This is a genomic window from Streptomyces sp. NPDC043867 (assembly GCF_056435845.1).
Map to the genome: position 1 here is coordinate 113,539 of NZ_JBWKDS010000015.1, position 20,152 is coordinate 133,690.

Consider the following 20,152-nt stretch of genomic DNA (forward strand, 5'->3'; position numbering starts at 1 on the left):
CCTTGGTTGGTCGTCCTGACCTTAACGACTACTCGGGCAGCCGGAGTTCCAGGTCGGCGCGGGGCGTGACACCGTCCCGGGTGAGGGAGCCGAGGAGACCGGCCACGGAGCCGTGCCCGGGCAACTGGGCCTCGGGGTCCACGTCGTGCCAGGGCGCGAGGACGAACGCGCGTTCGTGGGCGCGCGGGTGGGGCAGCGTCAGCTCGGGGTCGTCGGAGACGACACCGTCGTAGGCGATGATGTCCACGTCGATCGTGCGGGGGCCCCAGCGCTCGTCGCGGACGCGGTTGAAGGCCTCCTCCACCGCGTGCGCCCGCTCCAGCAGGGACGAGGGCGGAAGGGTGGTCTTGAGGACCACGACCGCGTTGAAGTAGGCGGGCTGGCTGTCCGGGGACACGCCCCAGGGCTCGGTCTCGTAGACGGGGGAGACGGCCTTGACGCGGACGCCGGGGGTGTCCTCCAGGGCGTCGACGGCCCCCTGGATGGTCTCCAGGCGGTTGCCCAGGTTCGACCCGAGGGAGATCACCGCGCGCTTCGGGTTGTTCAGGGTGATGTCGGCGGCGTCGACCCGCTCGACCACCGAGGGCGGCACCGGCTGGACGGTCGGGTCGCTCTGACCCCCGGTGAAGAAGGCGGTCATACTCGGCTCCGGGTGATGGTGACGGTCACGTCGTCGAAGGGGACCGTGATCGGCGCGTCCGGTTTGTGGACGCAGACCTCGACCTCCAGGACCCCTTCGTGCTTCAGACAGGTCTGGGCGATGCGCTCGGCGAGCGTCTCGATGAGATCGACGGGCTCGCCCTCGACGACCGCCACGACCTCCTCGGCCACGATGCCGTAGTGCACGGTCTTCGTCAGGTCGTCGTCGGCCGCGGCCGGCCGGGTGTCCAGGCCCAGTGCCAGGTCCACGATGAAGGTCTGGCCCTCCTCGCGCTCCCTGGGGAAGACGCCGTGGTGCCCACGGGCCTTCAGGCCGCGCAGCGCGACACGATCCACGCGAATCACTCCTGCAATCGTCGGTGGCGGCGGGTGCGTACCGAGTGCGGTCGGCGCACCAGCCTCAGGTGAATCTACCTGCGGGCACTGACAGTGCTCGGCCACGGGTGGGGCGCCGGTGCGAAGCCGCCAGGGCTGCACCGGACGTTTCCCATGGGGAACACGGCGGCTCACGGGTTGATAGCCGCCCCTACCCAGGGCCCCGTGGTTCGAACCGCTGCTGCGCGCCTACCCACTCAACCGGGTGTGTCCTCGTCGTCCTCGGTACCGGATTCGGCCAGTACTGGCGAGGCGTGGTGCGACCAGAGTTTCCAGCCGTCCGGTGTGCGGTGGAACACGTTGGTGGCGACGACGAGCTGGCCCACGAGCGGGCCCAGCTCGTCGCCGTCCGCCGGCGGCGGACCGCCGCTCAGGATGTTCTCGGTGCAGGTCACCAGGGCGGTGTCGCCGGTGACGGAGACGTGGACGTCGGTGAGGAAGAACTGGATGTACTCGGTGTTCGCCATGATCAGCGCATACGACCTGAGGACCTCGCCGCGGCCGAACAGCACGGGCCAGCCGGGGTGGACGCAGGAGATCACGGCGGCGTCCGCCGGGTCGTGGACGTCTTCGTCGTGGCCGAGATCCGACGGTGTGATCCAGAGTGAGGACACTTCGTCGAAGTCACCTCGCTCCATCGCCTCGTAGTAGGCGGTGTTGGCGAGCTCCACCTGCTCGACGTCGGTGTGGGGCGCGCTCACCGGTCTCCCGCTCCGCCCGGCTCGTGCGGGCCGGCGTCCCGGACCGCGGTGCCGGGGACGGTGCCCGCGGCCCGGGCGGGCGTGCCGGCGCGGGCACCCTCCACGGCACGGGCGACCCGGACGGCGTCGGCGGTGGCCCGCACCTCGTGGACACGGACGGCCCAGGCGCCCTGCTGGGCGGCGAGCGCGGAGACGGCGGCGGTGGCGGCATCCCGTTCGCGGGCGGGCGGCGGGGCGCCCTCGGGGCCCGCCAGAACACGACCGAGGAAACGTTTTCGGGAGGCCGCGACGAGCAGCGGGTGGCCGAGGGCAAGCAGCCGGTCGAGGTGGGCCAGCAGGGACAGGTCGTGGCCGGCCTCCTTGGAGAAGCCGAGGCCGGGGTCCAGGACGATCCGGTCGGGGGCGATGCCGCCCGCCAGAACGGCCTCCACGCGCGCGTGGAGTTCGTCGACGACCTCGGAGACGACGTCCTCGTACGAGCCCTCGACGTTGCCGCCCGTGAGGAAGCCGCGCCAGTGCATGACCACGAAGGGGGCGCCTGCGGCGGCGACGACCGGGATCATCGCGGGGTCGGCGAGGCCGCCGCTGACGTCGTTGACGAGGGCGGCCCCGGCGGCGAGGGACTGCTCGGCGACCGAGGCGCGCATGGTGTCGACCGAGACGGTCACGCCCTCCGAGGCCAGTCCCCGCACGACGGGGACGACGCGCCGCAGTTCCTCGGCCTCGTCGACGCGGGTGGCCCCGGGACGGGTCGACTCACCGCCGACGTCCACCAGGTCGGCGCCCTCGGCGACCAGACCGAGGCCGTGCTTGACAGCGGCCGTCGTGTCGAACCAGCGGCCCCCGTCGGAGAAGGAGTCGGGCGTCACGTTGACGACCCCCATGACCGCGCAGCGGTCCCATGCCGGCAGCCCCGCGACTTCGCCGCGCCCGCTCTTGGTGCTCATACGTCCAGCCTAGGCCTCCGGGGGTGGGCCGCTTCCCCTCGGGCGGACCGGCCCGTCCCCGCCGTCGGCGGGCTCTGCGGACGCGAGGGCCCGAGGGAGGCACCCCGGGGCCGGGGCGGGAGGACCCGCCCCGGCACGTTCCCGGGGGTTCACGCCGGCCGGATCTCCCGCTCCGTGACCCCGTGCGCGCAGGGGCGGCGGGGTACCGGCGTGCGGCGGCGCAGCAGCCGGGGCAGGGCCAGGTTCACGAACCCTTCCGCCTGCATGGCCGCGAGGCCGATCCGCGGGAGTTCGCCGGAGGAGCGGTAGACGACGAAGCGGGGCTCCCAGCGGGGCCGGAACTTGGCGTTGAACTTGTACAGGGACTCGATCTGGAACCAGCGGGACAGGAAGACCAGCAGGCCGCGCCAGGCGCGCAGCACCGGCCCCGCCCCGATCTTCTCGCCGCGGGCCAGCGCCGCGCGGAACATCGCGAAGTTCAGGGACACGTGTGCGATGCCCAGGCGGGGGGCCGCCTGCAGGGCGGCCACGATGAGGAGTTCGTTCATGCCGGGGTCGGCCGCACGGTCGCGGCGCATGAGGTCGAGCGAGACGCCGTCGGCACCCCACGGGACGAAGTGCAGGACGGCCTTGAGGTCGCCGTACGGGCCCGGCCGGGCGTCGGCCTTGTGGGCGGTGGCGATCAGGCAGTCGCCGTCCGCGGGGTCGCCGATGCGGCCCAGCGCCATGGAGAAGCCGCGTTCGGTGTCGGTGCCGCGCCAGTCCTCGGCCGCCCGGCGTATCCGGTCGAGTTCGCCCTCGCCGAGGTCACGGACGCGCCGGACGCGGGTTTCGTAACCGGCCCGCTCGATGCGCTTCACCATCTGGCGCACATTGCGCATCGCGCGCCCGGACAGGCTGAAATCCGCGACGTCCACCACCGCCTCGTCGCCCAGTTCGAGGGCGTCGAGCCCGGTCTCGCGCGTCCACACCTCACCGCCCGTCTCCGAGCAGCCCATGACGGCGGGCGTCCAGGAGTGGGCCCTGGCCTCGTCCATGAAGCGCTCGATGGCGCCGGGCCAGGCCTCCACGTCGCCGATCGGGTCGCCGCTCGCGAGCATCACACCCGAGACGACGCGGTAGGTGACCGCGGCCTTGCCGCTGGGGGAGAAGACGACGGCCTTGTCGCGGCGGAGCGCGAAGTGGCCGAGGGAGTCGCGGCCGCCGTGCCGTTCCAGCAGGGCGCGCAGCCGGCTCTCGTCGTCCGGTGTGAGCCGCGCGGCGGGGTGTTCGGGCCGGAAGGCCAGGTAGATCGTGGTGACGGCGGTCAGGAGGCCGAGCGCGCCGAGGGAGAAGGCGACCGTCCAGGAGGTGGGTCCCGTGTAGTCGACGGGGCCGGTGAAGCCGAAGAGGCCGAACAGCACGTGCTGGATGCGGTCGGCGAGGCTGGGGTCGCCGGTCATCCGGTCGGAGTGGACGCTGACGATGACCAGCCCGAGGGCCAGTGAACCGGCGCCCATCAGCACGAAGTTGGCGAGGGCCCGCCACCGGCTGCGCGGGTCGGGCAGGGCGGCGAACTCACCGCGGTGGCGCAGCAGCGGCACGAGCAGCGCGAGGGAGATGGCGACGCCGATGAGGGAGTGCCGGTACGCGAACTGGGCCACGGCACCGGCCGGCAGCAGGACGACGGCGGCCCGCCACGCCCGGCGCTTGTGACGGCGCAGCCCGTGCGCGAGGAGCAGCAGGAGCACGCCGGCACTGAGCGACAGCGCGGCGGCGAACGGGCCCAGCGCGCCCGGCAGTACCTCGGCCAGCGTGTGCATGCGGCTGTGCCGGAAACGCGGGAAGACACCTGCGGAGATGTCCAGGAGTCCTACGAGGGCGCAGGCCCGGGCGACCACCGTGGGGGCGGCCTCGGCACTCGGGCCGCGGAGCAGTCGGCGCGTCTTGTGCGGCCGGTCCGGAACCGCGCCGGACATTTCCCCATCTATCCTGACAGACATCGCATCCCGTAGTTCCGCGAGAGACCGTGAATCCGGTGCCAATCCGGCATCCGGCGACATTGCGCCCTCTAGGACGGTGTCTTGGGGAGACAGGTTCACTCCCTTCCGGAAAGCCGTTTCAAAAGGCAGGGAAAGTCCCGGGCAAGCGTCCGCGAAGAGGCGTGGCGCGCGCCCGGGACCGGAAAGCGCAGGCAGGAAGAGCCCATGGGTCTCACGAGCAACAAGGTGCTGGTACTGGCGGTCGTGGCCGCCGTGCTGCTGTTCCTCGGCACGGTGTGGCTGTGGCCGCGGCTGGCGCGGCACACCTGGCGGGCCGTCAGCGGCCGGGTCGGGCTGCTGCTGGCCACCCAGGTCGCGGTCTTCGCCGCCGTCGGGCTCTGCGCCAACCAGGCCTTCGGCTTCTACGCCAGTTGGGCGGATCTGTTCGGCCGGGAGAGCGGTCAGGGCGTGGTCGTCGACCACGGCCCCGGCGGGGCGGGCGGCGGCCCCCTCCAGGTCGTCGGCACCCAGCAGGTGAACGTGTCGGGCGGGGCGCGTCCGCAGGTCGGCGGCCAGATCCAGAAGGTCGACGTGGTCGGCCGTACGACCCACATCGCCACGCCCGCGTACGTGTACCTGCCGCCGGAGTACTTCCAGCCGCGGTACCGCACCCGGACGTTCCCGGCCGTCACCGTCCTCACCGGCTACCCGGGCACCGCCGAGGCGCTCATCAAGGGGCTGCACTACCCGCAGACGGCGCACGCGATGGCCAAGGACGGGAAGATCCAGCCGATGATCCTGGTCATGCTGCGGCCGACCGTGGCGCCGCCGCGGGACACCGAGTGCGTCGACGTACCCGGCGGCCCGCAGGCCGAGTCCTTCTTCGCCAAGGACCTCCCCGACGCCGTGGCGGCCCACTACCGGGTGGGCAGGAAGCCCGGCAGCTGGGGCGTCGTGGGCGACTCCACGGGCGGGTACTGCGCACTGAAACTCGCCGTCCACCACCCCGGGACGTACGCCGCGGGGGCGGGGCTCTCGCCGTACTACCGGGCGCCCATTGACCCCACGACGGGCGACCTCTTCCACGGGGACGTGGCGCTGCGCGACCACGCCGACCTGTGGTGGTACCTCAAGCACCGGCCCGCGCCCGACACCTCACTGCTCGTCACCAGCAGCAGGCAGGGGGAGGCGAACTACCGGGACACGCTGAAGTTCATAGAGCTGGTGAAGTCGAGGCCGCCGACCCGGATCGCGTCGGTCATCCTCGACAGCGGCGGACACAACTTCAACACCTGGCGGCGCGAGATCCCCGGCACCCTCCAGTGGATCAGCGGACGGCTGAGCGACCGCTGAGCACCGCGGGACCCCGGCCGTCTGCGGCCAAGGGCCCGCGGCGAGGGCCCGCGGCCTGGGCGGCCGGCGGGCCTCAGGAGCCGCTGACCGTCTCCAGATCGACGTCCGCGCGGGCGATGTCCCGGGCGTCCGCGGCGGTGGAGCGGCGCAGGGCCTCGTGCAGCCGGGCGGGGGTGAGGACCCCCAGGAAGCGGCCCTCGCTGTTCTCGTCGATGACGGCGATCCAGCCGGCGTCGTGCTGGAGCATCGTCGAGAACGCCTGCTTCAGGGACGCGCCCACCGGCAGCCAGGCCTCCATGCGGCGGGCGTGCTCCCTGACCGTGCCGGTCCGCCCGCGCGCGTGGTCGGCGGAGATCCAGCCGTGCAGGTCGCCGTTCGCGTCCAGGACGACCGCCCAGGGCGCGTCGAGCTTCCCGGGCAGCGGATCGTCGAGGCGCACCACGGGCGGCTGGTCGAGGTCGCTCTCCTCGATGGGCGTCACCGAGAGCCGCTTCAGGCCCCGGTCCGCGCCCACGAAGTCCGCCACGTAGTCGGTCGCCGGGGCGCCCAGGACGGCGGACGGGGTGTCGAACTGCTCGATGCGGCCGGCGCCGTAGACGGCGATGCGGTCGCCGAGACGTACGGCCTCCTCGATGTCGTGCGTGACGAACAGGACCGTCTTGCGTACGGACTGCTGGAGCCTCAGGAACTCGTTCTGCAGGTGCTCGCGCACCACCGGGTCGACCGCGCCGAACGGCTCGTCCATGAGCAGCACGGGCGGGTCGGCGGCCAGGGCCCGGGCCACGCCGACGCGCTGGCGCTGGCCGCCGGACAGCTGCTCGGGGTAGCGGCCGCCGTAGACGGACGGGTCGAGACCGACCAGGTCGAGGAGCTCGGCCGCGCGCTCGCGGGCCTTGGCGCGCTTGACGCCGAGCAGGTGTGGGACGGTCGCCGTGTTGTCCAGCACCGTCTTGTGCGGGAAGAGGCCGACCTGCTGGATGACGTAGCCGATACGGCGGCGGAGCCGGACGGGGTCGACGGTGGATATGTCCTCGCCGTCCAGGAATATCCGGCCGCTCGACGGTTCGATGAGCCGGTTCACCATCTTCATCGTGGTGGTCTTGCCGCAGCCCGAGGGGCCGACCAGCGTGACCAGCTCCCCCTCGGCGACCTCGAAGGACAGGTCGTCGACGGCCGTGGTGCCGTCCGCGTACCGCTTGGTGACGTTCTCGAACCGGATCATGGCTCCCCATTGTGGCCGCGGACGGCGGACGTTGTGTGAAGGCGGTGTTTCGCTCGTACGGCGACTCTCGGCCATTGTCAGTGGTCGGCGTTAGGGTCGCCAGCAAGTCAAAACGATGTGCGGGCGTGCGGTCCACTGGCATACGTTCGATGATGTGGGGGAGGTGGGCGGAGTGAGCGAGCAGAACTGCCTGGTGGCCAACGACTGGATCTGCGGGGAGTACGTCCGCTCCCGCAGCCAGGAGCTCACCGACGCGACGGTGCAGCACGTGTGGATCACCGTGGTCTCCGTGGCCATCGGTGTCGTCGTGGCCTTCCCGCTGGCGCTGCTGGCCCGCCGGTTCCGCGCCTTCGCCGGGCCGATCCTCGGTCTGACGACCGTCCTGTACTCGGTCCCCTCGCTCGCGATGTTCTCGCTGCTGCTGCCCCTGTTCGGCCTCTCGGCCTCCCTGGTCGTCACGGGACTCGTCCTGTACTCCCTGACGATCCTCGTACGGAACATCCTCGCCGGGCTGCACGCCGTCCCGGAGGAGGCCCGCGAGGCCGCCCGAGGTCTGGGCTACGGATCCGCGCGGCTGCTCTGGGAAATCGAACTGCCGCTGGCGCTGCCCTCGGTCCTCGCCGGGGTCCGCATCGCCACCGTCTCGACCGTGGCCCTGACGACCGTCGGGTACATCGTGGACTACGGCGGTCTCGGCACGCTCATCGTCAGCGGCCTCCACAGCGACTTCAAGGCGCAGGTGCTCACCGCGTCCGTGATCTGCGTGCTGCTGGCCCTGGCCGCCGATCTGCTGCTGCTCGGGCTCCAGCGGCTGCTCACTCCCTGGGCGCGGGTGACCCGCGCCCCCCGAATACGGCGGCGTGCGGCCCCGGCGAAGGTGGCTGAGGCGGCGTGAACGCGGTATCGGGTGCGTACGACTGGCTGACGACCGGTGCGAACTGGCAGGGCGACAAGGGGGTCTGGCACCGGCTCACCGAGCATCTGTACTTCAGCGGGGTCACGCTCGCCGTCTCCTGTCTCGTCGCGCTGCCGCTCGCGCTGTGGCTCGGGCACATCGGCAAGGGGGGCGCGCTCGCCGTGAACCTCTCCAACGTGGGGCGGGCGGTGCCCACGCTCGCCGTGCTCGTCCTGCTCACCCTCACCCCGCTCGGCCGGCACGGGGACCTGCCCACGCTCATCGCGCTGGTGCTGTTCGCCGTGCCGCCGCTGCTGACGAACGCGTACATCGGCATGAGCGAGGTGGACAGGTCCGTCGTGGAGGCGGCCCGCGGGATGGGCATGAGCGGTGGCCAGGTGTTCCGGCAGGTCGAACTGCCGCTGGCGTATCCGCTGATCATGACCGGGGTGCGGTCCGCGACGGTGCAGATCATCGCCACGGCGACGCTCGCCGCGGCGGCCGGCGAGGGCGGACTCGGCCGGATCATCACCGCCGGATTCAGCCTGCAGAACACGCCGCAGGTGGTGGCCGGCGCGTTCCTCGTCGCCGTGCTCGCGCTGCTGATCGAGGGCGCGCTGGTGATGGCGGGACGGGTCTTCGACCCGATGCGCGGGCGCCAGGGCACCGCCCGGTGACATCCGGCTTCTCGATACGCGGTGACCTCCCGGTTCTGGGCGCACCGTGATGACGTACGACTTCCGAAGAGGGGTAACGATGAACAGCAGAACGCGTCGGATGGCGGTCGCGGCGGTGGCCGTCGGCGCGCTGACCGCGGGGCTCACCGCGTGCGGCGGGGACAGCCTGGAGGACGACGGCCCCGACAAGGCGGCGGGCGGCGGCAAGGGCAAGCTCGTGGTCGGCGCGGCCGGGTTCACCGAGGCGAAGGTCCTCGGCGAGCTCTACAAGCAGGTGCTCGACAATGCGGGTTACAGCGTCTCGGTCAAGACCGTCGAGAACCGCGAGATCTACGAACCCCAGCTGGAGAAGGGGGCCATCGACATCGTCCCCGATTACGCGGCGACCCTCGCGGAATTCCTCAACGTGAAGGAGAACGGCCCGAAGGCGAAGCCCGTCGCCTCCGCTGATGTCGGCGCCACGGTCGCCGCACTGGAGAAGCTCGCCGGGCCGAAGGGCCTCAAGGTGCTGCCGGCCGGTGCGGCGGTCGACCAGAACGCGTTCGCGGTCAGCACCGAATTCGCCGAGAAGCACGACCTCAAGACCCTTTCCGACCTCGGCAGGTCGGGCGTCAAGGTCAAGATCGCGGCCGGCGACGAATGCGAGACGCGGCCCTTCTGCGCGCCGGGTCTGAAGAAGACGTACGGCATCGACGTATCAGGAATCGACCCCAAGGGCGTCGGTACGACGCAGTCGAAGCAGGCGGTCAGCAACGGCACGGACCAGCTGGTCCTCACCACGACCACGGACGCGACGCTGAAGAACTTCGACCTCGTGCTCCTTCAGGACGACAAGAAGCTGCAGAACGCGGACAACGTGCTTCCGGTGGTGAACGCGAAGGACGCCGGCGACCGGGCGATAGCCGACGCCCTGGGGAAGTTGACGGAAACGCTCACCACGAATGATCTTGTGGAACTCAACCGCAAGGTCGACGCGGAGCGCCAGAAGGAAGCCGACGTGGCGAAGGAGTATCTGGAGTCGAAGGGGCTGATCAAGAAGTAGCCGCCCCGCCTCTCCGGCGGAATGCGCTCTTCGCGGGAGTGAAGTGACGGGTCTCCCGCGGACCGAAGTGGCGGCCCCTGCAACGTCTTTGCGAAGACGTGGGAGGGGCTTCGCCCTGAGGTTGTGGCGCTTTCGCGAGGCGATGCGGTGATCGTGTTCGTGCCCGGGGCGTGTGAAGGGTGCGGGGTGGCTGTGTTTTTACCTCGCGGGGCACCATGATTCGCCTACGCGCGGTAAGTTTCTGGCCATGCCACGTGGACGTCACCGTCATTCCCCGCCCTTGCACAGGCTGCTGCCTCCTTCGGCGATCGCCGGCGTCTCGCTTCTCTGCGCCGTCGGACCCTGGCTGTTCACGGAGCCCTCGGTGCTCCGTGGGCTGGCCGCGGCCGCCGCGCTGACGACCGTGGTGGGTTCGGTCGTCATGCGCCGCTGGGACACGGCCGCGGGCAAGCGCGTCGCGGAGCTCACGCGCGCGCGTGCGGGCGACGAGTGGCGCTACGAGGAGCGGGTCGCCGAACTGGAGACCGACCTCGAGGAGTCTCGCGAGCTGCGCACCAAGCTGGAGCAGCGGCTGCGTGCCAAGCGGGCGGAACTGGCAGGCCTTCGCAACGAACACGCGGCGCTGCTGCGGCGGTACGCCACGGCGGAGACGGAGCGCGCGACCGCGCTGGAGAGCCGTCGAGTGCTCGCGATAGAGACGGCGGTTCCCGCACGGGCGCTGACCGCGGCCTCGGCCGACCGGACAGCGCAGGCGCCCGGGGCCGTGGCGTCCCCGGGGGCGTCCGGTGCCGCGGCGTCCGGTGCCGCCGTCCCGTCGGCGGGTCCGGGGTCCGCGTCGGCCGCCGAGGCGGCTCGTACGGTTCCGGCGCCGTCGCCCACTCCGGCGTCCGAGCGCACCGGCGCCGGCCTGAAGGACCCGACCGGCCCGGAGGACGGAACCCGCCCGGAGGGCGGCGAGTCGGGGGGCGACTCCTCGAAGCCGTTCTCCCCGACGGGTTCCTCGCTGTTCCTGCGCGCCAACTCGGCACTGGACCGGATCGTGGGCGAGCGGGCGGCAAACCCGAACTCCGGATCCGAGCCCGAATCAGCACCCGACCTCGATCCGGATCCCGAGCCCGAGCCCGAGCCCGAGCCCGAGCCCGAGCCCGGCTCGGGATCCGCAACCGAACCCGAACTCCAGGTGGACGCCGACGCCGATGCGCACACCGACGCTGAGGCTGATCGCGAGCCGGGTCCCGGCACGGACGGCCCCGGCCGCGGTGGACCCGCGAAGACCCCCTCTTCCAAGGGCGGTTCCGGCACGCAGGCCGCCGCCGCGGAGGGCCCGGCGAAGGACACGTCCGCGCGGCGCGGTCCGGTGAAGGACGACCCGGCGCAGGCCGCGTCCGGGCCGGCGCAGGTCCAGGAGGACGAGGCGGAGGGGAAGTCCGAGGCGGCCGACGGGCACCGGCGCGCGGCCGCCGCGCCCTCGGCAGGGGAAACCGCCTCCGCGACCGTCCGGCCGGTGCCCGTGCGACCGCCGTCCACCCGGCCCGCACCCGCCCGCCCGGCCGGCGCTGCCGCCCCGGAGACCGCCGCACCGCAGGCCCCCGCCGACGACGCGTCCGCGGCGGCGGCCCTCACCCCCGTGAAGCCCACGAAGCCCGTGAAGTCGGTCCGGCCCTCCGGGCACTTCACCGTGCCGACGGCCGTGGCGGTCGTACCGAACGCGCCCCGGCGGCGTCGGCGGGTCGAGGGCGGTTTCGACTTCTTCGGCACGCAGCAGGGCACGTCGCCGGACGCGCTGGAGGCCGTGCAGAACGAGGACCTCGCGGACGTCGTCGGCCAGGAGGCGCTCGCGCTGCACAAGGCCGAGTCGGAGGCCGTCCAGTTCAAGCCCGCGGACGAGGAGTCCCGCGGGGTCGGCCAGGTCATCGACCTGACCGCGCACGACGAGACGGAGCGGATCGACGTGGCGGGACTGCGGAGCGCGGTCTCCTGAGGCAGGACGGCCGCTGAGGCAGGACGTCCACGGGTTCACGTGAGGGCACCGGCACTGTCGCCGGTGCCCTCACGTCGTACCGGGCCGGGACCGCACCGCGCCTCTCCGGGCCGTCCGCAGGCGCTTCCACGGACCTGCCACCCCGGCCCCCGGTCCTGCGGGCCGCCCGTCGTGCTTCGTGCTTCACGCCATCCAGCGGTCCGGGCGGGCCTGTCCGCGCCCCGTGCGGGAGCGGTCGGCCTGGGACTGCAGGAGTGCCGCCGCCTCCCCGGCGTCCCGCAGCCGCGCCGTCACCGTCTTGTCGGCGCCGGTGTCCACATGGACGTCCGCGAGCCCCTTGAGGCGGGCCCAGGGCCCCTGCGCGAGCCGTACGCTCTGCACCTTCGCGTGCGGTACGAGGGCGAGGCTGCGGCGCAGCAGCCCGTGGCGCGCCACGAACGCCGTGTCGGTGACGGCGAGCCCGTAGCCCCGCCACCAGAAGGGCAGACACCAGCCGGCCCGGCGCGGCGGACGCGACAGCGCGCCCGGCACGACCACGCCGGGCAGCACCCGGGCGATCACCGCGTCGGCGATCTCGCGAGGAGCGACCGGGACGAGCACGGAGTTGGACGATCCGGCCACGTCCAGCTCGACGCGGACCCACCCGCGCCGCCGCCACAGCAGCGGCTCGACGATCCGCACGGTCTGCACCCGGCCGGGCGGCACCGTCTCGTGCGTACGGTCGAGGAGGCCGTGGTCGATCCGCAGGCCGTCCGGGGACTCGCCGACCGTCCAGTCGTACTCGGTGACGAAGCGTCCCACGCTGCTCGCGCCCGCCGCGCCGAGCAGCGGCAGGCCCGTCGCGAGAACCGTCCACACGCTGTGGGTGAAGAACCAGAGCAGCGACGGCACGACGAGCGCGGCGGTCAGGGTTCCCCAGGTGGCGCCGGTCAGGACCAGGGAGACGGCGAGGACACCCGCGGGCACGTGCAGCAGCCGCCGTACCGGCGCCTCACCGACCTCGTGGGCCGTCTCGGGCGCGAAACCGGCGGCGCGCGCGAGGAGTTCGGCGCGCAGGGCACGGGCCTCACCCTCGCCGAGGTAGGCGAGTTCGTCCTTCTTGTCGGTCCCTATGACGTCGAGCTTGAGCTTGGTGACACCGGCGACGCGGGCCAGCAGCGGCTGGGTGACGTCGACGGCCTGGAGCCGGTCGAGCCGGATGTGCGCGGTGCGGCGGAACACCAGGCCGGTACGGATGCGCAGTTCGGTCGCGGTCACCGCGTAGTGGGTGAACCACCAGGTCAGGAAGCCGTAGAGGGCGGCAGCCGGGACGAACACGGCCAGCCCGACGAGCAGCGTGGTCGTCGTCAGCCGGGTCAGCTGCGCCTGCGCCTGACCGGGGTCGTGCACCGCCCAGCCGGCGAGCACGGCGACGGGCGCCCAGGCCCGCCGCAGCGGAGTCACGGGGTGCAGGCGCTGCTCGACGAGCGCGGACGCCTCCGCCGGCGCCACCGCGCCGTGGGCGCCGGGAACGCCCACGGTCTCCGGCACCGACGTGTCCGCATCCGCGGTCCCCGGCGCCGACGTGCCCGGAACCCGTACGGTCCCCTGCGCCGACGTGTCCGGAACCCGTACGGTCCCCGGCACTGACGTGCCCGGAACCCCGGCGGGCCCCGGCAGTGGCGGGTCCGCGGGTGCCGGGTCGGAGGGGACCGGCGGCGGGGGCGGGGTCACAGGCCCGCCGATCGTGCCTCGCCGAGTTCCGTGAGCCGGTCCCGCAGCCGCTCGGCCTCCTCGGGGTCGAGCCCCGGAATGCGGGCGTCGGTCGCTGCCGCGGCCGTGTGCAGCTGCACGCTCGCCAGCCCGAAGTACCGCTCCACGGGCCCCGAGGTCACCTCGACCAGCTGCATGCGCCCGTACGGCACGACGGTCTCCTCGCGCCACAGCACGCCCCGGCTGATCAGCAGGTCGTCCGCGCGCTCGGCGTACCGCCAGGAGCGCCAGTTGCGCCCCAGCACCGGCCAGCCCCACAGCGCCAGACCGAGGGGGAGCAGCGCGAAGGCCGCCCAGCCGGGCCCGGCGAGCAGACCGAGGCAGAGTCCCGCGGTGATCGCCGCCAGCCCCGCCCACACCACCAGCAGCAGCCGTCGCATCCGGAGCAGGCCCGGCGGCAGGCCGGTCCAGACGGGCTCGCCCGCCGCGTTCTGTGTGGTCCCCGTCTCCATGCCGCAAGGGTACGTACGAGAGACTGTCCCCATGACTCCCACGACGGAGACCATGGTCGGTATCGGCGGCGCCGCGGAGAGCACCGACATGGTGCTCAACATCGGGCCCCAGCACCCGTCCACACACGGCGTGCTCAGGCTGCGGCTCGTCCTCGACGGCGAGCGGATCCAGCACGCGGAGCCGGTCATCGGCTACATGCACCGCGGCGCGGAGAAGCTCTTCGAGGCCCGCGACTACCGCCAGATCATCATGCTCGCCAACCGCCACGACTGGCTCTCCGCCTTCTCGAACGAGCTGGGCGTGGTCCTCGCCGTGGAGCGGATGCTCGGCATGGAGGTCCCCGAGCGCGCGGTGTGGATGCGCACGCTCCTCGCGGAGCTGAACCGTGTCCTCAACCACCTGATGTTCCTCGGGTCGTACCCCCTGGAGCTGGGCGGGATCACCCCGGTCTTCTACGCCTTCCGGGAGCGCGAGGAACTCCAGAACGTCATGGAGGAGATCTCCGGCGGGCGCATGCACTACATGTTCAACCGCGTCGGCGGCCTCAAGGAGGACCTGCCGGCCGGCTGGGCCACGCGCGCGCGTGAGGCCGTCGCCTCCGTCCGCTCGCGGATGAGCGTGTACGACGACCTGGTGCTCGGCAACGAGATCTTCCGGGGCCGCACGCGCGGTGTCGGTGTGCTGTCGCCCGAGGCCGTGCACGCGTACGGGGTGAGCGGGCCGATCGCGCGCGCCTCCGGCGTCGACTTCGACCTGCGCCGCGACGAGCCGTACCTCGCCTACCCGGAACTCCAGGACACGCTGAGGGTGGTCACGCGCCAGGAGGGCGACTGCCTCGCCCGCTTCGAGTGCCTGCTGGAGCAGACGCACGTCGCCCTGGCGCTCGCCGACGCCTGCCTCGACCGCCTCGCGGACCTGGCGCCGGGCCCGGTCAACCAGCGGCTCCCCAAAGTCCTCAAGGCCCCCGAGGGACACACGTACGCCTGGACCGAGAACCCCCTCGGCATCAACGGCTACTACCTGGTCAGCAAGGGCGAGAAGACCCCGTACCGGCTGAAGCTGCGCTCCGCCTCGTACAACAACATCCAGGCGCTGGCCGAGCTGCTGCCGGGCACGCTGGTGGCCGACATGGTGGCGATCCTGGGGTCACTGTTCTTCGTGGTCGGGGACATCGACAAGTAGGTCCGCGGAGGCGGCCGGCACGTCCCGCGGACCGGCCGGGGTGTCCAGCGCGCCGGCCGGCAGGTCCAGCGGTACGCCGACGGGCTGGAGCAGCCAGCCGAAGTCGCCGAGTCCGCCCGCGGCGGTGAGCTCGGCGGCGGCGCCCGCGTCCGCGAGGGCCCGTACGTAGGCCGCGGGGTCCGTGGCCGCCAGGGACAGCGGCGGGCGGTCGCCGCGCACGCCGAGCGCCCGCAGGGCCGCCCGCTGCGTCACCACGCGCCCGCCGGGCAGCGCGCACGCGTCCAGCGCCACGTGCGCCGTGAGGTCGCACGACCCGTCGGGCACGGGCGGGGTCTCGCGGCCCGCGCGGAAGCCGGTGAGCGTCCCGAAGGGGGGCCGCGCGCCCGCGAAGTGCGCGTAGTCCACGGCGACGGCGAGGCCCCGGTCGAGGGCGGCGACGGCGCGGGCCCAGGCGGCGTCCCTGGGGAGGCCGATCTCGGCCCGCATGCCCTCGGACGGCGTCGGCCACCAGCGCGCCAGCCACTCGGCGTCGGCCCCCGCGACGGGCGGTCCGAGCCGTTCCGTCCCGTCCCGGTGTACGAGAACCAGCCGCGGTACGCCCTCCGCGTCCGCCTCGGCCACCTCCACGGGGACGTTGTCGAGCCACTCGTTGGCGAACAGCAGACCGGTGATCCCCTCCGGGGGCTCCGGCAGCCACTCGATCCGGTGACCGAGACCGGCGGGCCGCCCGGCCCGCTCGACCGCGTAGCCGCGCGCGCGGGCGGCGACGTCCCCGGGCAGGACGGCGAGGACGCCGGTCACGAGTTCGCCCCGGCCCGCCGCCATGTCGACGAAGGCCAGGTCGGCCGGGCGTCCCAGGGCCTCGTCCACGCGGCACAGCAGCCGCGCCACGGCCCGCGCGAAGAGCGGGGAGGCATGGACCGACGTGCGGAAGTGCCCCGCGGGCCCCTCCGGGCGCAGGTAGAAGCCGCGCGGCCCGTACAGCGCCTCCTCGGCCGCCGCACGCCATCCGCGCCGGCCGTCGGCCGTCTCCCGCCGTCCGCCCCAGCCGTCCGCCGCCTCATCCGTCACCGGCCCAGGCTAGAGCCCTGCCGGTGGCCGGGCCGGCCCCGTCCCGGGGAGCCCGGTAGCCGCAGAGGACTGCGGGCCCTCCACCTTGGGGAGTACACGTGCGGGTTGCGGATCGATCCTCCGGTTGACCCCTGCACACACCAGGCCTACCTACTCTGGGTTACGTGCAGCGCCTCTATGACTTTCTCCGCAGGTACCCCACGTGGGTCGACTGCTTCTGGGCCGTCGTCCTGCTCGGGATCACCGGCGTGAGTCTCCGCAGTGTCAGCGGGGCGTCGGAGCACCGGGGGCCGCTCGCCGTGGCGCTCCCGGTCGCCGCCGTCCTGTGTCTCGTGATCGCGCTGCGCCGCCGGATGCCCGAGAAGATGCTCGTGCTGGCGGCGGCCACCGGCGTGGCACAACTCGTCCTGGACGTGGGGGTGTCGCCCGCGGACTTCGCGCTGCTGGTGATCATCTACACCGTCGCCGCGGACGGCGCCCGCTGGGCCTCCCGGTTCGCCCTGGTCGGCGGACTGTGCGCGGCACCCCTCTCCCAGCTGCGCTGGCCCCAGGAGTCGGCGGGCACCCCGGGCATCGTCCTGATAGCGGTCTTCCAGACCGTGCCGTTCGCGCTCGCGTGGGTGCTCGGCGACTCCATCCGCACCCGCCGCGCCTATCTCGCGCAGCTGGAGGAGCGTGCCGCCCGCCTGGAGAAGGAGCGCGAGGCGCAGTCGAAGGTCGCGGTCGCCGCCGAACGCGCCCGGATCGCCCGGGAACTGCACGACGTCGTCGCGCACAACGTCTCCGTCATGGTGGTCCAGGCCGACGGCGCCGCCTACGTCCTCGACACCGCCCCCGACCAGGCCAAGAAGGCCCTGGAGACCATCTCGGGGACCGGCCGGCAGGCGCTCGCCGAGATGCGCCGCCTGCTCGGCGTGCTGCGCACCGGCGAGCACCAGGAGGGCGGCGAGTACGTCCCGCAGCCCGACGTGGAGCAGCTCGACGACCTCATCGAGCAGGTGCGCACCGCCGGCCTGCCCGTCGACTACAAGGTCGAGGGCACCCCGCGCCCCCTGCCCAGCGGCGTCGAGCTGACCGCGTACCGCATCGTGCAGGAGGCCCTGACCAACACCCGCAAGCACGGCGGCCCGAACGCGGGCGCCAGCGTGCGGCTGGTGTACTTCGACGACGGCCTCGGGCTGCTCGTCGAGGACGACGGCAAGGGCGCCCCGCACGAGCTGTACGAGGAGGGGGGCGCCGACGGCCGGGGCCACGGCCTGATCGGCATGCGCGAGCGGGTGGGCATGGTCGGCGGCACCCTGGACGCGGGACCGCGCCCCGGTGGAGGCTTCCGCATCAGCGCCCTGCTGCCGCTCAAGGCCGCCCACTGACACCTGTACATACGTTCGCCGCACACCTGTACGTATCCTGTCCGATCCGTGTCCGATCCGTGTCCGATCCGTGCCCGATCCGTGTCCGATCCGTGTCCGATCCGTGTCCGATCCTGTTGTCCGGAACCCACCCGGCCGCGTATGCGCCCGACCCGCTGACCCCCGTACGTTTCTGAAAGGACCCCGATGGCGATCCGCGTGATGCTCGTCGACGACCAGGTGCTGCTGCGCACCGGCTTCCGGATGGTGCTCGACGCCCAGCCGGACATGGAGGTCGTGGCCGAGGCGGGCGACGGCGTCGAGGCCCTCCAGGTGCTCCGGGGGACCGACGTCGACGTGGTGCTGATGGACGTCCGCATGCCGAAACTCGACGGCGTCGAGACCACCCGCCGCATCTGCTCGGACACCGAGCCGCCGAAGGTGCTGATCCTGACCACCTTCGACCTCGACGAGTACGCGTTCTCCGGGCTGAAGGCGGGCGCCTCCGGCTTCATGCTCAAGGACGTGCCGCCGGGCGAGCTGCTGACCGCGATCCGCTCCGTGCACAGCGGTGACGCCGTCGTCGCGCCCTCCACGACCCGGCGCCTGCTCGACCGGTTCGCGCCGATGCTGCCCAACGCCGGCAAGCAGCCCCAGCACGCGGAGCTGGAGCGGCTCACCGGCCGCGAGCGCGAGGTCATGGTGCTGGTCGCGCAGGGACTGTCGAACGGCGAGATCGCCGCCCGGCTGGTCCTGTCCGAGGCCACCGTCAAGACCCACGTGGGCCGCATCCTCACCAAGCTGGGACTGCGCGACCGCGTCCAGGTGGTCGTCCTCGCCTACGAGACGGGCCTGGTACGGGCGGGCGGCCACGGCTGACCGGGGACGCGACCGGCGGGTGACCGGGGCCGACCAACGACCCAGTCCTCGCCCGGCGCGACGGTGTCGCGGCCGCCGCCATGACGGTCACCGAGCCCCGCTGCTTCGAGGAAGCGTCCACGGCCGGACAGGCCTCAGCGCAGGATGCCCTCCAGGAAGTCGCTGCCGAGGCGGGCCACCACGGTGACGTCCAGCTGGTGCAGGACGTACCGGCCGCGGCGGCGGGTGGTGAGCAGGCCCGCCTTCTTGAGGACGCCGAGGTGCCGGGATATCTCGGGGGCCGTCATGCCGTGCACCTGCGCCAGTTCGCCCGTGGTGTAGGCGCTGCGGGCCAGATGACGGCAGATCCGCATCCGGACCGGGTGGGACAGCGCCGTCATCCGCAGGGTCAGCTGCTCGACCGAGGGCGGGGCGGCCGGCTCGGGCGACCCGACCGGATAGTGCAGCACCGGCTGCCATCCGTAGCGGTGCAGGACCATCAGGTGCGGCCAGCCGAGCGTGGTCGGCACCAGCAGCAGGCCGCCGTCCGCCGTGGCGGTGTGACCGTCGGCCAGCTTGTCCACGACGATCCGCCCGGCGGGCTCGTCCAGCGTCACGGAAGGGGAGACCGAGGCCAGCGCCCCGGCGAGGCCCTTGCGGCGGAACAGGTCCGTCTTGTGCCGGGCGTCCGCCGCGAGCTGGTGCCGCAGCCGCGACCACGCCTCCGCGAAGAACGCCTCGTCACAGTCCTCCACGAACTGCCGCAGCCAGGCCCGCACACCCGGCGGGTCCTCCAGCAGCCGCCGGGCGAACCGCACCTGGTGCGGCCCGCGCGAGGCGGCCAGCTCCAGGGCACGCGCACGCAGCCGCGGGTCGGACAGCGTGTCGGGGCCGGGCACGTCGTACGACAGCGCGCACGTGAACTCGAGCGCCGCCGCCACGAACTGCTCGTCCGTCAGCTTGTCCAGCAGGTCCAGGTCCTCGGCGAGCGTGGCCCCCGGCAGTGTGGATCCGCCCGGGATGCCAGCGGCGGGCAGGAAGAGGTCCGAGAACGTCGTGCGCCACAGGAAGTCGGCCTCGCACATGCGGTCGGCGAGATGCGGGTCGAGGCCCGCGGTCACCGTGGTCGCCCAGCCCTGGAGCCCCGGATGGTGCCCCGGCTCGGACAGCGCGTGCAGCGCCATCCCCAGCTCGGCCAGCGGGGACGGCACGACGGCGACCCGCTCCCGCCGCAGCCCGGTGACGTCGATGCTCACGCTCATGCCCTCATGGTGCACCGCCCCACCGACAACGCCGCCGCCGATTCGACACCGGCCGTCGACCGGCAGGACAGACGCCGGGTACGGGCGCAGGCTGGGAGCACCGGGGCACCGCGGGCCCCCACCGGATCCCGGCCGTTCTCCGTCGCGAAGAGGCGAAGCGCCATGAGCATCACCCAGCAGTACCTCCTGGACACCTACCGGGCCCGGCAGCTCGGCGAGCCGCTCCCGCCCGCGCCGGGCGCCCACGACCGCCGGACGGCGCGGGAACTGCGCGACGTCCGGCGCTTCCGCGCCGTCGTGGGGGGGGGGGGGGGGGGAGAGAGGGGGGGGGGGGGGGGAGGGAGGGGGGGGATCGCCAGGCGGTACATGAGCCGCTTGCACTGGCGACCCGGAAATAAAGCAATGAGCGCC

Annotated in this window: 19 protein-coding genes; 9 read left to right on the forward strand and 10 right to left on the reverse strand. The window is 72.9% G+C overall.

Annotated features, from left to right (window positions below; genetic code table 11):
* Positions 1–28: 28 nt before the first annotated feature.
* The 5 genes from folK to AC069T_RS17385 all read right to left on the reverse strand — a co-directional run bounded on the left by folK (position 29) and on the right by AC069T_RS17385 (position 4,641).
* On the reverse strand, positions 29–640 hold the full coding sequence (gene folK, locus AC069T_RS17365) for a 2-amino-4-hydroxy-6-hydroxymethyldihydropteridine diphosphokinase (protein WP_478783570.1): 612 nt from the start codon (positions 638–640) through the stop codon (positions 29–31).
* Entirely contained in the window at positions 637–996 is a 360-nt protein-coding gene (folB, locus tag AC069T_RS17370) for a dihydroneopterin aldolase (protein WP_358854735.1), read from the reverse strand. The genes folK and folB overlap by 4 nt, the downstream gene beginning before the upstream one ends.
* Positions 997–1,232: 236 nt before the next feature.
* The gene (locus AC069T_RS17375; protein ID WP_478783571.1) at positions 1,233–1,736 is read right to left on the reverse strand and encodes a nuclear transport factor 2 family protein; all 504 of its coding nucleotides are present in this window, start codon (positions 1,734–1,736) and stop codon (positions 1,233–1,235) included.
* Entirely contained in the window at positions 1,733–2,683 is a 951-nt protein-coding gene (gene folP / locus AC069T_RS17380) for a dihydropteroate synthase (RefSeq protein ID WP_478783572.1), read from the reverse strand. Before folP ends, AC069T_RS17375 begins: the two co-directional genes overlap by 4 nt.
* A gap of 149 nt (positions 2,684–2,832) precedes the next feature.
* A complete protein-coding gene (locus AC069T_RS17385) occupies positions 2,833–4,641 on the reverse strand; it encodes a phosphatidylglycerol lysyltransferase domain-containing protein (protein ID WP_478783573.1) in 1,809 nt (602 codons plus the stop codon).
* 228 nt (positions 4,642–4,869) lie between these two features.
* Here AC069T_RS17385 and AC069T_RS17390 point away from each other — a divergent pair, with 228 nt between their 5' ends.
* On the forward strand, positions 4,870–5,997 hold the full coding sequence (locus tag AC069T_RS17390; RefSeq protein WP_478783574.1) for an alpha/beta hydrolase: 1,128 nt from the start codon (positions 4,870–4,872) through the stop codon (positions 5,995–5,997).
* Between the two features lie 73 nt (positions 5,998–6,070).
* Here the strand turns inward: AC069T_RS17390 and AC069T_RS17395 are convergent, their stop codons facing one another.
* Positions 6,071–7,219: an ABC transporter ATP-binding protein gene (locus AC069T_RS17395; protein WP_476753647.1), complete on the reverse strand. Its 1,149-nt coding sequence runs from the start codon at positions 7,217–7,219 to the stop codon at positions 6,071–6,073.
* Between the two features lie 172 nt (positions 7,220–7,391).
* Here AC069T_RS17395 and AC069T_RS17400 point away from each other — a divergent pair, with 172 nt between their 5' ends.
* The 4 genes from AC069T_RS17400 (at position 7,392) to AC069T_RS17415 (ending at position 11,814) form a co-directional block, all read left to right on the forward strand.
* Positions 7,392–8,114 carry an ABC transporter permease gene (locus AC069T_RS17400; protein WP_478783575.1) on the forward strand — a complete coding sequence of 241 codons (723 nt, stop codon included), beginning with the start codon at positions 7,392–7,394 and terminating at the stop codon, positions 8,112–8,114.
* Entirely contained in the window at positions 8,111–8,791 is a 681-nt protein-coding gene (locus AC069T_RS17405; RefSeq protein ID WP_478783576.1) for an ABC transporter permease, read from the forward strand. Before AC069T_RS17400 ends, AC069T_RS17405 begins: the two co-directional genes overlap by 4 nt.
* A gap of 79 nt (positions 8,792–8,870) precedes the next feature.
* Positions 8,871–9,833 (forward strand): ABC transporter substrate-binding protein, encoded by a 963-nt coding sequence (locus AC069T_RS17410; RefSeq protein WP_478783577.1) that lies wholly within the window; start codon positions 8,871–8,873, stop codon positions 9,831–9,833.
* 247 nt (positions 9,834–10,080) lie between these two features.
* Complete coding sequence (locus AC069T_RS17415) at positions 10,081–11,814, forward strand: coiled-coil domain-containing protein (RefSeq protein WP_478783578.1); 1,734 nt, start codon at positions 10,081–10,083, stop codon at positions 11,812–11,814.
* Between the two features lie 183 nt (positions 11,815–11,997).
* Here the strand turns inward: AC069T_RS17415 and AC069T_RS17420 are convergent, their stop codons facing one another.
* Both AC069T_RS17420 and AC069T_RS17425 read right to left on the reverse strand, forming a co-directional pair.
* The gene (locus tag AC069T_RS17420; RefSeq protein ID WP_478783616.1) at positions 11,998–13,332 is read right to left on the reverse strand and encodes a PH domain-containing protein; all 1,335 of its coding nucleotides are present in this window, start codon (positions 13,330–13,332) and stop codon (positions 11,998–12,000) included.
* 191 nt (positions 13,333–13,523) lie between these two features.
* The gene (locus AC069T_RS17425; protein ID WP_478783579.1) at positions 13,524–14,018 is read right to left on the reverse strand and encodes a PH domain-containing protein; all 495 of its coding nucleotides are present in this window, start codon (positions 14,016–14,018) and stop codon (positions 13,524–13,526) included.
* Between the two features lie 31 nt (positions 14,019–14,049).
* On the opposite strand from AC069T_RS17425, the gene AC069T_RS17430 reads away from it, so the two are divergent.
* On the forward strand, positions 14,050–15,201 hold the full coding sequence (locus AC069T_RS17430) for an NADH-quinone oxidoreductase subunit D (RefSeq protein WP_478783580.1): 1,152 nt from the start codon (positions 14,050–14,052) through the stop codon (positions 15,199–15,201).
* Here the strand turns inward: AC069T_RS17430 and AC069T_RS17435 are convergent.
* Positions 15,166–16,272, reverse strand: coding sequence for an SAM-dependent methyltransferase (locus AC069T_RS17435; protein WP_478783581.1), 1,107 nt, complete (start codon positions 16,270–16,272; stop codon positions 15,166–15,168). The genes AC069T_RS17430 and AC069T_RS17435 overlap by 36 nt on opposite strands.
* 164 nt (positions 16,273–16,436) lie before the next feature.
* Between AC069T_RS17435 and AC069T_RS17440 the strand changes: the two genes are divergently transcribed.
* Both AC069T_RS17440 and AC069T_RS17445 read left to right on the forward strand, forming a co-directional pair.
* Positions 16,437–17,642 carry a sensor histidine kinase gene (locus AC069T_RS17440; RefSeq protein WP_478783582.1) on the forward strand — a complete coding sequence of 402 codons (1,206 nt, stop codon included), beginning with the start codon at positions 16,437–16,439 and terminating at the stop codon, positions 17,640–17,642.
* 186 nt (positions 17,643–17,828) lie between these two features.
* Entirely contained in the window at positions 17,829–18,500 is a 672-nt protein-coding gene (locus AC069T_RS17445; protein WP_476753638.1) for a response regulator transcription factor, read from the forward strand.
* Between the two features lie 134 nt (positions 18,501–18,634).
* Here the strand turns inward: AC069T_RS17445 and AC069T_RS17450 are convergent, their stop codons facing one another.
* Positions 18,635–19,741 carry a DUF5937 family protein gene (locus AC069T_RS17450; protein ID WP_478783583.1) on the reverse strand — a complete coding sequence of 369 codons (1,107 nt, stop codon included), beginning with the start codon at positions 19,739–19,741 and terminating at the stop codon, positions 18,635–18,637.
* Positions 19,742–19,903: 162 nt separating this feature from the next.
* On the opposite strand from AC069T_RS17450, the gene AC069T_RS17455 reads away from it, so the two are divergent.
* The coding region (locus AC069T_RS17455; RefSeq protein WP_478783617.1) for a hypothetical protein at positions 19,904–20,152 on the forward strand (249 nt) is incomplete at its 3' end.